This is a genomic window from Bacillus sp. FJAT-18017 (assembly GCF_001278805.1).
GTDB lineage: Bacteria > Bacillota > Bacilli > Bacillales > Cytobacillaceae > Bacillus_D.
Genome location: NZ_CP012602.1, coordinates 3,321,837 through 3,336,668, shown reverse-complemented (window position 1 = coordinate 3,336,668; position 14,832 = coordinate 3,321,837). Strand labels below are relative to the sequence as shown.

The window sequence follows — 14,832 nt, the reverse complement described above, 5'->3', positions numbered from 1 at the left end:
AGTAACAAGCAAAATCAGGCGGTGGAGCGGAGCAAGACCATACAATGGTCTGGACTAGAAATATTATTACTACTAAATTACCAGTTTAGCAGTTTGGATTGGCGAAGCTCCGCCCCTTTCCATAAATAAGGAGGCAGACAATATGAAACTTTTAATAAAAGACGTGCAACTGTACTGTGAGGACAAACATGAACAAAAGGATATGTACATAGAAAATGGAATCATCGCATGTATTGGAAAAAATCTCGAACTACAAGCAGACCGGATAATCTATGGGAACGGGCTTGTTGCAGCTCCAGGGTTTATTGACCTGCATGTTCATCTAAGGGAGCCTGGGGGCGAGAGGAAGGAAACAATAGAGACAGGAACAAAGGCTGCTGCAAAAGGTGGATTCACAACGATTGCGGCGATGCCGAATACAAAGCCTGTCCCTGATACAAAGGAGCAGATGGAGTGGCTGCAGGGCAGGATATCAGAAACAGCCTCTGTGAGAGTCCTTCCATATGTATCCATTACAATTGGCGAGCAAGGAGAGGAATTGACCGATTTCGCAGGGCTAAAGGAAGCTGGTGCATTTGCCTTTACTGACGATGGTGTTGGTGTCCAGTCAGCGGCGATGATGCTAGAAGCAATGAAGCGTGCCGCTAAACTTGATATGCCGGTTGTTGCCCATTGCGAAGAAGAGACATTGATTAATCAAGGCTCAGTTCATGAGGGTTCTTTTGCTAGCAAGCACGGGTTAAGGGGAATTCCGTCTGTGTGTGAGAGCGTCCATATCGCCAGGGATATACTGCTTGCCGAGGCTGCAGGATGCCACTACCATGTTTGCCATATTAGCACAAAAGAATCCGTCCGTGTTGTCCGCGATGCGAAGCGTGCAGGGATTAAAGTCACTGCCGAGGTTACACCCCATCATTTACTATTGAGTCAGGATGATATTCCCGGACAGGATACGAATTTTAAAATGAACCCTCCGCTACGGGATAAACAAGATCGGAAGGCATTAATAGAAGGGCTGCAGGATGGAACAATTGATTTTATTGCGACCGACCATGCCCCGCATACTCAAGACGAAAAAGCTAAGGGAATGGAGAGTGCCCCGTTCGGCATAACCGGGCTGGAAACGGCATTTCCGCTCTTGTACAGCAATTATGTTGAAAAAGGAATCATGTCCCTAAAAGAATTAATAGATTACATGACAATCAAGCCTGCCCAATCGTTTGGACTGGCCTATGGAAGGCTGGAAGAAGGGGCTCCTGCCGATATCGTCTTGCTCGACTTGAACGAAATACGCAAAATCAATCCGCTTGACTTTTTATCAAAAGGAAAAAATACACCATTTACAGGATGGACTTGCAAGGGGTGGCCGGTTCTGACCGTTGCAGCTGGAAAGATTGCTTATGAAGAGGAGCGTGTTGAAGCATGAAACGCCAACTAATATTGGAGGATGGCAGCATTTTTATAGGCGAAGCATTTGGTGACCTTTCTGAGGCAAAAGGAGAAGTTGTCTTCAACACCGGTATGACAGGCTATCAGGAAATACTCTCTGATCCCAGCTATTGCAGGCAGCTAGTTGTCCTGACGTACCCGCTTATAGGCAACTACGGAATAAACCGCGATGATTTCGAATCGATCAATCCGTCAATTAGCGCGCTAATTGTAAAGGAAACCGCCGATTTTCCCTCTAATTGGCGGAATGAAATGACTTTGAATGAATACTTGAAGATGAAAAAGATTCCCGGGCTGAAAGGAATCGATACACGCAGGCTTACAAGGGCAATCCGCGAACACGGCACAATGAAAGGAGCAATTTGCGGGGTGGATTCAGACCCTGGTAAAGTTACAGCCGAGTTAAGGAATGAGCAGATTCCAACCGACCAGGTTAAAGAAGTTTCTACGAAAAATCCATATCCGAGCCCAGGACGGGGAAACAGGGTTGTTCTCGTCGATTTTGGAATGAAGCATGGCATCTTGAGGGAACTGAATCAGCGAGGCTGTGATGTGACTGTCGTTCCTTATAATATGACGGCAGAGGAAATACTTCAAATGAGACCGGATGGCATCATGCTTTCAAATGGACCGGGAGACCCGAAGGATGTACCAGAAGCCATTCAGATGCTGAAAGGCGTTCTAGGCAAGGTTCCGGTTTTCGGTATTTGCCTGGGCCATCAGCTGTTTGCTCTTGCCTGTGGAGCCGACACAGAAAAAATGCCTTTTGGCCACAGAGGCTCCAACCATCCTGTAAAAGAGCTTTCAACTGGAAAAATTTCAATTACTTCACAAAACCATGGCTATGCCGTGAAAGAGGGATCTCTTACTCATACAGAGCTGGAAATCACTCATATCGCATTAAACGACGGCAGTATTGAAGGCCTGCGGCATAAGACTTTACCTGCCTTTACCGTACAATACCATCCGGAAGCATCACCGGGGCCTGAAGATGCAAACGCACTATTTGACCAATTCATGGAAATCATTGAGATACATACAAGGGAGGAACAGCGATATGCCAAAGCGTAGAGATATTAATACAATCATGGTTATCGGTTCTGGCCCAATCATTATCGGCCAGGCCGCGGAATTCGACTATGCGGGCACACAAGCTTGTCTTGCCCTTAAGGAAGAAGGCTACAAGGTTATCCTTGTCAACTCAAACCCAGCAACGATTATGACCGATACGGAAATTGCTGACAAGGTGTACATCGAGCCACTGACATTGGAGTTTGTGTCGAGAATCATTAGGAAGGAACGACCGGATGCACTCGTTGCAACTTTAGGAGGGCAGACAGGGCTGAACCTCGCTGTAGAACTAGCCAAATCCGGTGTCCTGGCAGAATGCGGAACAGAAATCCTTGGGACCAAGCTTGATGCAATTGAAAAGGCGGAAGATAGAGAATTGTTCCGGAATTTAATGAACGAGCTGGGTGAACCAGTTCCTGAAAGTGCAATCGTCCATACATTGGCGGAGGCAAAGGCCTTCGTTGAAACAATCGGTTTTCCTATTATTGTACGCCCGGCGTTTACGCTTGGTGGAACTGGCGGCGGAATCTGTTCGAATGATGAAGAGCTTGAAGAAATCGTTACAGGCGGGCTGAAACATAGTCCCGTCAGCCAATGCCTCCTTGAAAAAAGCATCGCCGGCTACAAGGAAATCGAATATGAGGTTATGCGGGACGCAAATGATACAGCCATCGTTGTATGTAACATGGAAAATATCGATCCAGTGGGTATTCATACTGGTGATTCAATTGTCGTCGCCCCAAGCCAGACGCTGAGTGACAGAGAATATCAGCTATTAAGAAATGTATCGTTAAAGGTAATCAGGGCGCTTGGAATTGAGGGCGGCTGCAATGTTCAGCTCGCTCTTGATCCCGAAAGCTTCAATTATTACATTATTGAAGTGAATCCAAGGGTTAGCCGCTCATCCGCACTAGCCTCGAAAGCAACCGGCTACCCGATTGCGAAGCTTGCCGCTAAAATCGCTGTGGGTCTTACGCTTGATGAGATGATGAACCCTGTCACCGGAAAGACATATGCAAGTTTCGAGCCGGCCCTTGACTATATTGTTACGAAAATACCAAGATGGCCATTTGACAAATTTGAAACAGGCAACCGGGTCCTTGGGACGCAAATGAAGGCGACCGGAGAAGTAATGGCAATCGGACGGACGTTTGAAGAATCACTGTTAAAGGCGATTCGCTCCCTTGAAGTAAATGTTCATCATTTCGAGCTCCCTGATGCTCAAGGAATTTCAGATGAAATCATCGAAAAGCGGATCCGTAAAGCTGGCGATGAAAGGCTCTTCTATATTTCTGAAGCGTTAAGGCGAGGTGTCACGATAGAAACGATTCATGATTGGAGTAAGATTGACCTGTTTTTCCTTCATAAGTTTAAAGGAATAATTCAGATTGAAAAAGAGTTAACAGAAAGCCGATTCGATGTGCAGGCCTGCCGCGAAGCCAAAAAGCGCGGGTTTACTGACATGGCAATCGCCAAAGCATGGGCATGTCCTGTGAGCGAAGTAACTGTTTGGCGGAAGCAAAATGGAATTATCCCAGTGTATAAGATGGTTGATACATGTGCATCAGAGTTCGAATCACAAACACCTTATCTCTATGGGACGTATGAAGAAGAAAATGAATCCGTAAGAAGCGGCCGGAAAAGTGTTGTTGTACTTGGATCAGGGCCAATCCGGATTGGCCAGGGAATCGAATTTGATTATGCGACAGTCCATTCTGTCAAGGCAATCCGCGAAGCTGGCTATGAGGCAATTATCATCAACAGCAATCCGGAAACTGTTTCAACAGATTTCAGCATTTCCGACAAGCTTTATTTTGAACCGCTGACCATCGAGGATGTGATGCATATCATTGAACTCGAGAATCCAATTGGCGTTGTGGTCCAATTTGGCGGCCAGACGGCAATCAACCTCGCTTCAGGCTTGGCAGAGCGTGGCGTCCGGCTCTTGGGCACGTCGCTTGAGGATTTGGACCGTGCTGAAGACCGCGATAAATTCGAGCAGGCGCTGCTCGAACATGGTATTCCAATGCCGCTTGGGAAAACAGCTTTGTCTGTTGAAGAAGCGGTTGATATAGCGGAGGAGATCGGCTATCCGGTGCTCGTAAGGCCTTCGTATGTACTTGGAGGCAGGGCGATGGAGATTGTTGACCGTGAAGACGAGCTCATCCATTACATGGAGAATGCTGTGAAAATCAACACAGGCCACCCTGTCCTGATCGACCGTTATATCACAGGAAAGGAAATTGAGGTTGATGCCATATCGGACGGGTTCGATGTGGTGATTCCGGGCATCATGGAGCACATCGAACGGGCTGGCGTCCATTCTGGCGATTCAATTGCTGTTTACCCGCCTCAATCGCTGACTGAGGAAAACAAGCGAGTGCTTGCCGATTATACTGAGCGGCTTGCACGAGGCCTCAACATCGTTGGGCTATTGAATATCCAGTTTGTCCTCTCTGATCACGGTGTCTTTGTTCTTGAAGTAAATCCGCGTTCAAGCAGAACAGTTCCTTTCCTAAGCAAAATTACAGGCGTGCCTATGGCTAAAATGGCGACGAAGGCAATGCTTGGTATCTCGTTACGGGAACAGGGCTTCACTAGCGGCTTAATTGAGGAGCCGAAGGAAGTATATGTAAAGGTTCCAGTGTTTTCTTTTGCAAAATTAAGGAGAGTCGATATAACTCTTGGACCAGAAATGAAATCGACCGGCGAGGTAATGGGCAAGGATTTCACCCTGGAAAAGGCGCTCTATAAGGGACTTGTTGCCTCAGGCATCTCAATAAAGAAGTTCGGGACGGTCCTTATGACTGTTGCCGATAAGGATAAGCAGGAAGCTTCCAAGCTTGCTAAGAGGTTTGCCGCTGAAGGCTACCGTGTCATGGCAACGAGCGGGACAGCAGCTGCAATTGCCGGCATGGGGGTTCCGGTCGAAGTAGTTGGAAAAATTGGTTCCGAAGGCCCTACACTTGTCGACATTATTCAAAAGGGTGAAGTTCAGTTTATCGTCAATACCCTGACAAGAGGGAAGCAGCCGGAGAGGGACGGTTTTAGAATCAGGCGAGAAGCAGTTGAAAATGGTATTCCTTGCCTGACTTCATTGGATACAGCTGAAGCAATCCTGGGGGTAATTCAATCAATGAACTTTTCTGCAGAAGTGATTTCCTCCAGCAAGACGGAGGTGCTGGTTTGATAACAAAAGAGATTTGCAAGGTTGTAGACAAAGAAGAAATCGCCGATTCTATTTTCCGGATGAAAATAAAAGCAAGGCTGGCTGGTTCTGCGCTGCCTGGCCAGTTTATCCATATCAAGACTGGCGGCGCTTATGGCCCCCTCTTGCGGAGGCCAATCAGTATCGCTTCAGTAAATGATGAAAAAGAAGAACTCACCTTGATTTTCAGGAAATCAGGCCAGGGTACCATTCAGCTTTCCGAAGCTTCCCCCGGCCTGGAAATCGATGTGCTTGGCCCTCTAGGTAACGGATTCCCAGTTGCCGAGGCGCCTTCAGGCAGCACGGCGCTGTTGGTTGGAGGAGGAATTGGTGTCCCGCCTCTTTATGAGCTTTCACGGCAGCTCGTTGCCAGGGGTGTTAAAGTAATACATGTACTGGGCTTTCAAACTGGCAATGCTGTTTTTTATGAGAAAGAGTTTGCTAGTCTCGGAGAAACCTATATTACTACAGCCGATGGCACTTACGGGGAAAAGGGCTTTGTTACCGACCTGATTTCAAAGAAACAGCTCGAGTTTGATACGTTGTATGCCTGTGGCCCAGTTCCGATGCTGAGGGCATTGGAGGAACGGTATCCCGAGAAAAAGGTATTTCTTTCTCTTGAAGAAAGAATGGGCTGCGGAATTGGCGCATGCTTTGCCTGCGTCTGCCGGGTACCAGATGATGTTTCGGGCACTTCCTATAAAAAAGTATGCAGTGATGGGCCGGTATTCCGGGCAGGGGAGGTTGTACTATGAGTATGCTTGATATCAAGCTGCCGGGACTCCAGTTGAAAAATCCAATTATGCCTGCTTCAGGCTGCTTTGGCTTCGGACGTGAGTACAGTCAGCTTTATGACTTGAATATCCTTGGAGGGATTATGATAAAGGCAGCGACTTCTGAACCGCGGTTCGGAAATCCCACCCCGCGGGTAGCTGAGACTCCGATGGGAATGCTTAATGCGATTGGTCTGCAAAATCCAGGTGTGGAGAAAATCATTGCGGAAGAGCTTCCTTTCCTTGAACAGTTTGATGTTCCAGTCATTGCCAACGTAGCAGGCTCTACGGAAGATGATTATGTTAATGTTGCAAGCAAGATTTCAATGGCTGGCAACGTACGGGCACTTGAATTGAATGTATCCTGCCCGAATGTAAAGGAAGGCGGGATTGCCTTTGGTTTAGATGCTGATGTCTTAAAAAACCTGACTCGGAAGGTAAAAGATGTTTCTGAGGTGCCAGTTTATGTGAAACTTTCACCCAATGTAACAAACATTGTGGAAATTGCCCTTGCTGCAGAGGCAGGCGGCGCGGATGGTCTGACAATGATTAATACATTGCTTGGGACACGGATTGACTTGAGGTCAGGCAAGCCGATTCTCGCCAATGTTACAGGCGGTCTGTCGGGACCGGCAATCAAGCCGGTAGCACTCAGAATGATTTATGAAGTAAGCCAGAAAACGAGTCTTCCAATTATCGGAATGGGAGGAATCTCTTCCGCGGAGGATGTAATTGAGTTCTTTTATGCAGGAGCGAGTGCAGTGGCGGTTGGAACTGCCAATTTTGTAGATCCTTATGTCTGTCCTACTATAATTGAAAAATTGCCAGAACTACTGCATGAATTGGGATTTGAACACATTTCCGAATGCAGGGGAAGGAGCTGGAATCATGCAAGACAACCCGTTAATTCTCGCGCTTGATTTTGCAGGGATAAAGGAAGTGGAGGAATTCCTGGAAAACTTCCCGGAAGATGAGCTTTTCTTAAAGGTTGGAATGGAGCTTTTTTATAAGGAAGGCCCCGCAGTTGTTTATAGGATGAAAGAATTGGGACATAGAATTTTCCTCGATTTGAAGCTTCATGACATCCCTAATACGGTTAAAAGTTCAATGAAGGTACTTGGCGGGCTTGGCTGTAACCTGGTCAATGTCCATGCTGCAGGGGGCATGGAAATGATGGAAGCGGCTTTGGAAGGATTGGAGGCTGGGACACCAGCAGGCGAAGCTCGGCCTGCCTGCATCGCTGTCACGCAGCTGACAAGCACTACCGAAGAAAACATGCGAAATCAGCAGCTGATTCCGGTTAGCTTGGAAGAGTCAGTTCAGCATTATGCAAATTTGGCAAAGCAATCTGGCCTAGACGGTGTTGTCTGTTCTGCCTGGGAAGCAGCTGGAATAAGGAAAATGCTTGGTAAAGACTTTTTAACGGTAACACCAGGTATCCGCCTTTCTTCTGATGAAGTACAGGATCAAAAGCGGGTTGCGACACCGGAATTTGCCCGGTCCAACCAAATTTCGGCCATTGTTGTAGGAAGGCCGATCACAAGGGCTGAAAATCCTTACAAGGCCTATCAAACCTGGCTTGAAGCCTGGAAAGGAGCGATTGTATGAGTAAGAGAATTGCAGAACTATTATTGGAAATCAGTGCGGTTTCGTTAAGTCCTCAGAACCCGTATACATGGTCTTCTGGAATGCGTTCGCCCATTTATTGTGACAACCGGCTGACCATGTCTTATCCTGAGGTTCGGAGGGAAATTGCCAGTGGCCTTGGTGAGTTAATACGCGAACATTTTCCTGAAGTTGAGGTCATTGCCGGTACTGCGACTGCAGGTATTCCGCATGCTGCATGGGTTAGTGCAAAACTGGATTTGCCAATGTGCTATGTGCGCAGCAGTGCCAAAGGTCATGGAAAAGGCAATCAAATTGAAGGTAAAGTGCTGAGTGGGCAAAAAGTTGTCATTGTTGAAGATCTTATTTCAACTGGGGGCAGTGTCATTACTGCCGCTGACGCATTGCGTGAGGCAGGTGCTGAAGTGCTGGGTGCCGTTGCTATTTTTACATATGGTTTGGATAAAGGAAAGCAGCTTTTGTCTAATGCGAATTTGAAAGCTCTCGCATTGACCGGCTTCTCGGACCTTATTGAAACAGCAAAAGAGAAAGGATATATTTCCGGATCCGATATGGAGGCTCTTCTGGAATGGAAGCAAGACCCCGCAAGCTGGAGCCTTGCTAGGTTGAGTTAACGAAGAAGAGAGGTCAGCTGGCGACAATTCACTGTCGTTGGTTGGCCTTCTTTTTATTTCGCCTAGACGCCTTGCGAACAGTAGGGGTTCGGGTGCTTATTAGGGCATAAGTAAGTAAAAGGCCATTAAATATGTTCTTTGAATGACAAAACAAGGTTACCGAGGCAGCGAAATATCATTCAAATAGCCGATGAATGACAAAACAGGGTTACCGAGGCAGCGAAATGTCATTCAAAAAGCGGATGAATCACAACTCAAGGTTACCGAGGCAGTGAAATGTCATTCATAAAGCAGATGAATGACAACTCAGGGTTCCGGAGATAGCGAAATGTCATTCATAAGCCGTTGTGGAAAAAATTAAGGTACTGGCATGTAGAAAGGCCTTGAAGGGGTGCGAGTACAAATTGACGACATTGTAACAGAGAAATGACTTGAACTCGTCAATCTCTCCTTGAGCTTTTTAGGCAGAAAACTAAAAAAACAAAACAAAAGCTGTCCCAAAAAAGTCGTGAATCAACAACCTTTTGGGACAGCTTATTATTTCTTCTTGAGGGATAGCACAGTCTCTTCATCTGGTGTGACATATACTGTCCTTTGATTGTCATATATAACGAACCCGGGCTTCGAGCCGCTTGGTTTTTTTACATGGCGGACTCGTGTGTAATCGACAGGTACGGAGCTTGAATTCCGTGCCTTTGAAAAATAAGCACCCAGCATTGCGGCCTCTTGGATTGTTTCGTCCGAAGGTTCTTTGCTGCGGATGACCACATGTGAGCCAGGGATATCCTTTGTATGCAGCCAGATTTCGTCCCGGGCAGCATGCTTCGTTGTTAAGTAGTCATTTTGTTTGTTGTTTTTGCCAACAAGTATTTCGGTTCCATCAGCCGCTACATATTTGTCAAGGACAGGCTTAAGGTTTTGTAGTTTTTTCCCATTCTTTCTTGCCCGGTGGCGAATATAGCCGCCCTCGGCAAGCTCCTCCCGCATTTCCTCGATATCCTTCGGCGATGCTGAGTCAAGCTGCTGGATAAGAGTATCAAAATAAATTACTTCATCCTCAGCTTTCTTAATTTGCTCAAGAACGACAAGCACTGAATTCTTTGCCTTTTGGTATTTGGAAAAGTACCGCTGGGCGTTTTCGGATGGGGTTTTCAGCGGATCCAAAGGAATCGTAATCATTGAACCGTTCTCATCATAATAATCCAATACGTCAATTTCCTTCATGCCTTTTTTGGCAAGGTGCATATTTGCTGTTAAAAGCTCCCCAAATTTCTGGAATTCCTCTGCACGTTCCGCATCCTTCAACGTAGCTTTCAGCTTGCCAATTTTCTTTTCATTCTTTTCTTTCTCGTTGGCAAGGAAGCGTTCGAGCCCGCCGGACTGTTGCTTGACACGATCACGCTCAGCTTTTCCGAAATAAAAGCGATCAAGCATCTCGCTCAGCGATCCAAACACTCTGTGCTCACCCTTTAAATGGCGGAGCGGGAACAGGTAGAAGGCTTCTTTATTGGCTGTGTAGGTAATAGAAGGTTCAATGGCCCCATCCTTCAGCCTGCCAATCATGGAAATGAACGCCTTTGGCAGTGTACTCCTATTTGCTAAGCCGCTTGCAAAAACCGCTTCTTTAGCAAAAACCGGGGAGACGCCGGAAAAAGCATCAACAAGCTGGCGATCAAGTTTCCCGCTGTTAAAATCAATTGCCTTTAGTACATCATCCTCCGTTGCAATAAAAGGGTCTTGCTTATGCTGCGCTGGGGGAGAAACGTAAGCCTGGCCGGGAAGGACGACTCGGTGTGTATTAACTGCATAAGAAACGTGCTTAATTGAATCGAGAATGACACCTCGGTCTTTATCGACAAGAATGATATTGCTGTGCTTACCCATAATCTCGACAATGAGCTGCTTGGTGCTGACATCACCAATCTCGTTTCGTCCTTTAATTTCAAAAACGAGAATCCTGTCATTACCAGCCTGATGTACACTTTCAAGAATATGGCCTTCGATATGCTTCCTTAGCAGCATACAAAACATAGGAGGCTCGGAAGGGTTATCAAACGTATCTGAAGTCAGCTGTACCCTTGCATAGCTTGGATGGGCTGACAGGAGGAGCCGATGGTTGGCACCGTTAGCACGGATGACCATAATGATTTCATTTTTGAAGGGCTGGTGGATTTTATTGATTCGGCCTCCGGTAATTGCCGTGCCGAGTTCACCGCCCATTGCTTTTGTAAATAAACCGTCAAATGACATGATTTATACCTGCTCTTTCTTTTCTGGAGATTAACTAAATTATAGCGCAAAAACTAAAAAAAACTCAGGTTATTGGCTTTTATCTATTTTAGCATTTTTTTGGACGAGTCTGAATAAGCTTACGTGAGAGCAGAATGCCCTTTGGAAATGGCATTCCGGATATTGAAAAGGGGGAAGTGAGATGGCCGGATGAAGTTCCATGAAATGAATGTAAGTGAAGTGGAAAAGGCACTGAATACTGACTATTCGTCTGGATTATCGATGCAAGAGGCGGAAAAGAGGGTCGAGGTACATGGCTTTAATGAACTTGAGGAAGGAGAAAAGCAATCTGCGATAATATTGTTCCTGAGTCAGTTCAAGGATTTCATGGTTCTTGTCCTTTTGGCGGCAACACTGGTATCCGGCCTGCTCGGTGAATACATCGATGCAATTGCGATTATTGCGATTGTCATTATAAACGGCTTCCTCGGCTTTTTTCAAGAGAGGAAGGCCGAAAAATCGCTGCAGGCATTAAAAGAATTGTCTGCTCCTCAAATTCAGGTTTTCCGGGATGGAAAATGGATAAAAATCCCTTCTCGGGAAGCTGTGCCAGGCGACATCGTCCGATTTGCCAGCGGGGACCGGATTGGAGCGGATTTAAGGCTCATTGACTGTAAAAGCCTTGAAATAGAAGAGTCTGCGCTTACCGGTGAATCTGTTCCGGTGACGAAGGATAATGGAGTCTTAACAACTCCAAACCCGGGCCTAGGAGATATGGAGAACATTGCCTTTATGGGAACTATGGTTACAAGAGGAACCGGGGTTGGAACTGTTATTGCGACTGGCATGAAAACAGCGATGGGGCAAATTGCAGACCTTTTGCAAAATGCAGAGGCTGCGGAAACCCCATTGCAAAGAAGGTTGGAACAGCTTGGAAGAATTCTAATAACAGTCGCTTTATTACTAACTGTCCTTGTCGTTGGCATCGGTGTCTTGCAGGGGCATGAATTATATGAAATGTTCCTGGCGGGTGTTTCCTTGGCAGTTGCGGCGATTCCTGAAGGTCTCCCTGCTATTGTTACGGTCGCCCTGTCGCTTGGTGTACAAAAGATGATCCGCTCAAATGCGATAGTTAGAAAGCTGCCTGCAGTCGAAACACTTGGCTGTGCTTCTGTTATTTGCTCCGATAAGACAGGGACAATGACACAAAACAAAATGACGGTGACCCATCTTTGGAGCGGGGGCAGAACTTGGACGGTGGATGGCACAGGCTATCAACCTGAGGGACGATTTTTTGCTGAAACCCGTCAGCCTATTGATATTAAGCATGAAAAGCCGCTACAGCAAATGCTTATGTTCGGAATGCTCTGCAATCATTCGGATCTTGTTTACAGGGAAAAAGAAATCGTTCTTGATGGCGACCCGACAGAAGGGGCGCTCCTTGTCAGTGCAATGAAGGCCGGATATGATAGAAAGAAATTGCTTGAAGAATTTCAAATTCTGAATGAATTCCCCTTTGATTCAAACAGGAAGATGATGAGTATTGCAGTAAAGGATAAACAGGGCAGGTCTTTTATTGTAACAAAAGGTGCGCCAGACGTACTTGTCGGAGTATCCAGCGGTATTCTAGTCGACGGCCGTGTCCAGTCGATGGCAGGAAAGGGAAAGACGGACGTGCTAGGGGCAGTTGAAACCTTAGCATCGCAGGCATTGAGGACAATCGCGGTTGCCTATAAACCTATTACACCTGGCAGAGTAATCCTCAGTGAACAAGAAGCCGAAAAGGATTTAATTTTCATAGGAATTCAGGGAATGATCGATCCTCCAAGGCCGGAGGTAAAAGATGCTGTTCGTGAATGCCGTGAAGCCGGAATAAAGACAGTAATGATTACCGGTGACCACGTCATTACAGCAAAGGCAATCGCGGCACAGCTCGGAATCCTCGAAAGAAATAGCAAGGTGATGGATGGGAATACCCTTTCTGGCCTTACTGTAGATGAGTTGGAAGAAGTAGTGGAGGATGTTTCTGTTTTTGCCAGGGTGTCACCGGAGCATAAATTGAAAATAGTTAAAGCCCTCCAGAACAGGGGACATATTGTTGCGATGACCGGGGATGGAGTCAATGATGCACCTGCAATCAAAGCAGCCGATATTGGAGTAGCGATGGGGATATCCGGAACCGATGTAGCAAAGGAAGCGTCCGCGCTCGTCCTGCTTGATGATAATTTTGCGACCATTAAAGCAGCAATCAAGGAAGGCCGTAACATTTATGAAAACATCCGTAAGTTCATTCGTTATCTCCTTGCATCGAATGTTGGCGAAATACTTGTTATGCTGTTTGCGATGATTATGGCACTGCCTTTGCCGCTTGTCCCAATCCAAATTCTATGGGTGAATCTCGTAACAGACGGTCTGCCTGCAATGGCGCTTGGCCTTGACCAGCCCGAGGAAAATGTCATGAAGCGCAAACCGAGAAGCCCTAAGGAAGGCGTTTTTGCCAGGGGGCTCGGCTGGAAGGTTGTTTCAAGAGGGTTCCTAATTGGACTCATTACTCTAATTGCCTTTATAGTTGTTTATAAAAACAATCCTGACCGGCTCGCATATGCACAGACCGTTGCGTTCGCCACTCTCGTGATGGCACAATTGATCCATGTGTTCGACTGCCGCAGTGAAATATCGGTTTTGTCACGAAATCCTTTCGGAAATATGTACCTTGTCTGGGCTGTCATCTCATCAGCGATTCTTATGTTAGTAGTTATCTATTATCCACCCTTCCAGCCTATATTCCACACGCTGCCGATTGAAGCGCGCGATTGGCTTTTAATACTTGGCTTATCAGCAATCCCAACTTTTTTACTGGCGGGGACATTTTTGGCAAGAAAAACAAAATAGAGTATGATATAATCCAAAAGGTAGTAGAGAAGGCTCTATTGCCTTTTCTTTTGTTAACGAAATTGGCAGTTGAGAGGCGGTGCAATTATGGTTGTAAGTATGACCGGGTATGGGAGCAGCCAGAGAGAATCCGGGAATTTCGCTGTAAATGTGGAAATTAAAACTGTAAACCACCGTTTTTGTGAATACAGCATCCGTATGCCGCGCCATTTAATGAAATTGGAGGACAGCCTGAAAAAAACTGTTGGCCGCCACATTCAGCGGGGCCGGGTAGAAATTTTGGTCACAGTTGAAGGTACAGGCAGTGAAGAAAAGGCGCTTCAAGTTGATTGGGCACTGCTTGACCAATATTTTCAGTTTGCTTCGGAAGCAGGAAAAAGGTATGGATTTGATCCTGCTGATGCCTTTAAGGCCATTCTTGGCCGCGAAGAAATCATACATATTGAAGAACGTGAATCACGAGATGATGAACTTGGTACCTTGATCCTCTCAGCAGCGGATGAGGCGGGTATATTGTTAAAACAAATGCGTTTGGCTGAAGGGGCTGCACTAAAAGCTGATCTATCAGGGAATCTAAACCGTTGTGACAAGCTGGTAAAGGAACTGGAACAATATGCCCCTCAAGTTGCAGGTCAGTACAGGGACAGGCTTGCCGCACGTATGGAAGAGCTTTTGGGCAGTGAAATAGATGAATCGAGACTGCTTTCGGAGGTTGCGCTTTTCGCGGACAAATCGGATATTCATGAAGAGCTGGCCAGGCTTAATAGCCACATCAGCCAGTTTTTTCATATTCTTGATAGCGGAGAGGCTATTGGCAGGAAGCTGGATTTCCTTGTCCAGGAGATGAACCGTGAAGCAAACACAATTGGCTCCAAAGCGAATGATTCTGCTATTGCTAAACGGATCGTCGAGTTGAAAAGCCTGATTGAAAAATTAAAAGAACAAGTCCAGAATATAGAGTAGTCTGGGT

Annotated in this window: 10 protein-coding genes; 9 read left to right on the top strand and 1 reads right to left on the bottom strand. The window is 46.4% G+C overall.

Features of this window, described 5'->3' with window-relative positions:
* The first annotated feature begins 142 nt into the window (after nt 1-142).
* From AM500_RS15570 to pyrE, 7 genes are read left to right on the top strand one after another with little or no spacing between them, the layout of a single operon-like run.
* Nucleotides 143-1,426 (top strand): dihydroorotase, encoded by a 1,284-nt coding sequence (locus AM500_RS15570; protein ID WP_053600033.1) that lies wholly within the window; start codon nt 143-145, stop codon nt 1,424-1,426.
* Entirely contained in the window at nt 1,423-2,520 is a 1,098-nt protein-coding gene (locus AM500_RS15565) for a carbamoyl phosphate synthase small subunit (RefSeq protein ID WP_053600032.1), read from the top strand. The genes AM500_RS15570 and AM500_RS15565 overlap by 4 nt, the downstream gene beginning before the upstream one ends.
* Nucleotides 2,507-5,710: a carbamoyl-phosphate synthase large subunit gene (gene carB / locus AM500_RS15560; RefSeq protein ID WP_053600031.1), complete on the top strand. Its 3,204-nt coding sequence runs from the start codon at nt 2,507-2,509 to the stop codon at nt 5,708-5,710. Before AM500_RS15565 ends, carB begins: the two co-directional genes overlap by 14 nt.
* Nucleotides 5,707-6,483, top strand: coding sequence for a dihydroorotate dehydrogenase electron transfer subunit (locus AM500_RS15555; RefSeq protein WP_053600030.1), 777 nt, complete (start codon nt 5,707-5,709; stop codon nt 6,481-6,483). Before carB ends, AM500_RS15555 begins: the two co-directional genes overlap by 4 nt.
* Entirely contained in the window at nt 6,480-7,421 is a 942-nt protein-coding gene (locus tag AM500_RS15550; protein WP_053600029.1) for a dihydroorotate dehydrogenase, read from the top strand. The genes AM500_RS15555 and AM500_RS15550 overlap by 4 nt, the downstream gene beginning before the upstream one ends.
* Nucleotides 7,390-8,109: an orotidine-5'-phosphate decarboxylase gene (gene pyrF, locus AM500_RS15545; protein WP_053600028.1), complete on the top strand. Its 720-nt coding sequence runs from the start codon at nt 7,390-7,392 to the stop codon at nt 8,107-8,109. Before AM500_RS15550 ends, pyrF begins: the two co-directional genes overlap by 32 nt.
* A complete protein-coding gene (gene pyrE / locus AM500_RS15540; RefSeq protein ID WP_053600027.1) occupies nt 8,106-8,741 on the top strand; it encodes an orotate phosphoribosyltransferase in 636 nt (211 codons plus the stop codon). The genes pyrF and pyrE overlap by 4 nt, the downstream gene beginning before the upstream one ends.
* A gap of 537 nt (nt 8,742-9,278) precedes the next feature.
* Here the strand turns inward: pyrE and AM500_RS15535 are convergent.
* The gene (locus tag AM500_RS15535; protein WP_053600026.1) at nt 9,279-10,991 is read right to left on the bottom strand and encodes an Rqc2 family fibronectin-binding protein; all 1,713 of its coding nucleotides are present in this window, start codon (nt 10,989-10,991) and stop codon (nt 9,279-9,281) included.
* Nucleotides 10,992-11,180: 189 nt separating this feature from the next.
* Here AM500_RS15535 and AM500_RS15530 point away from each other — a divergent pair, with 189 nt between their 5' ends.
* Together AM500_RS15530 and AM500_RS15525 are read left to right on the top strand one after the other, a co-directional pair.
* The gene (locus AM500_RS15530) at nt 11,181-13,862 is read left to right on the top strand and encodes a calcium-translocating P-type ATPase, SERCA-type (RefSeq protein WP_053600025.1); all 2,682 of its coding nucleotides are present in this window, start codon (nt 11,181-11,183) and stop codon (nt 13,860-13,862) included.
* Nucleotides 13,863-13,949: 87 nt separating this feature from the next.
* Nucleotides 13,950-14,825 carry a YicC/YloC family endoribonuclease gene (locus tag AM500_RS15525; protein WP_053600024.1) on the top strand — a complete coding sequence of 292 codons (876 nt, stop codon included), beginning with the start codon at nt 13,950-13,952 and terminating at the stop codon, nt 14,823-14,825.
* Nucleotides 14,826-14,832: the final 7 nt, after the last annotated feature.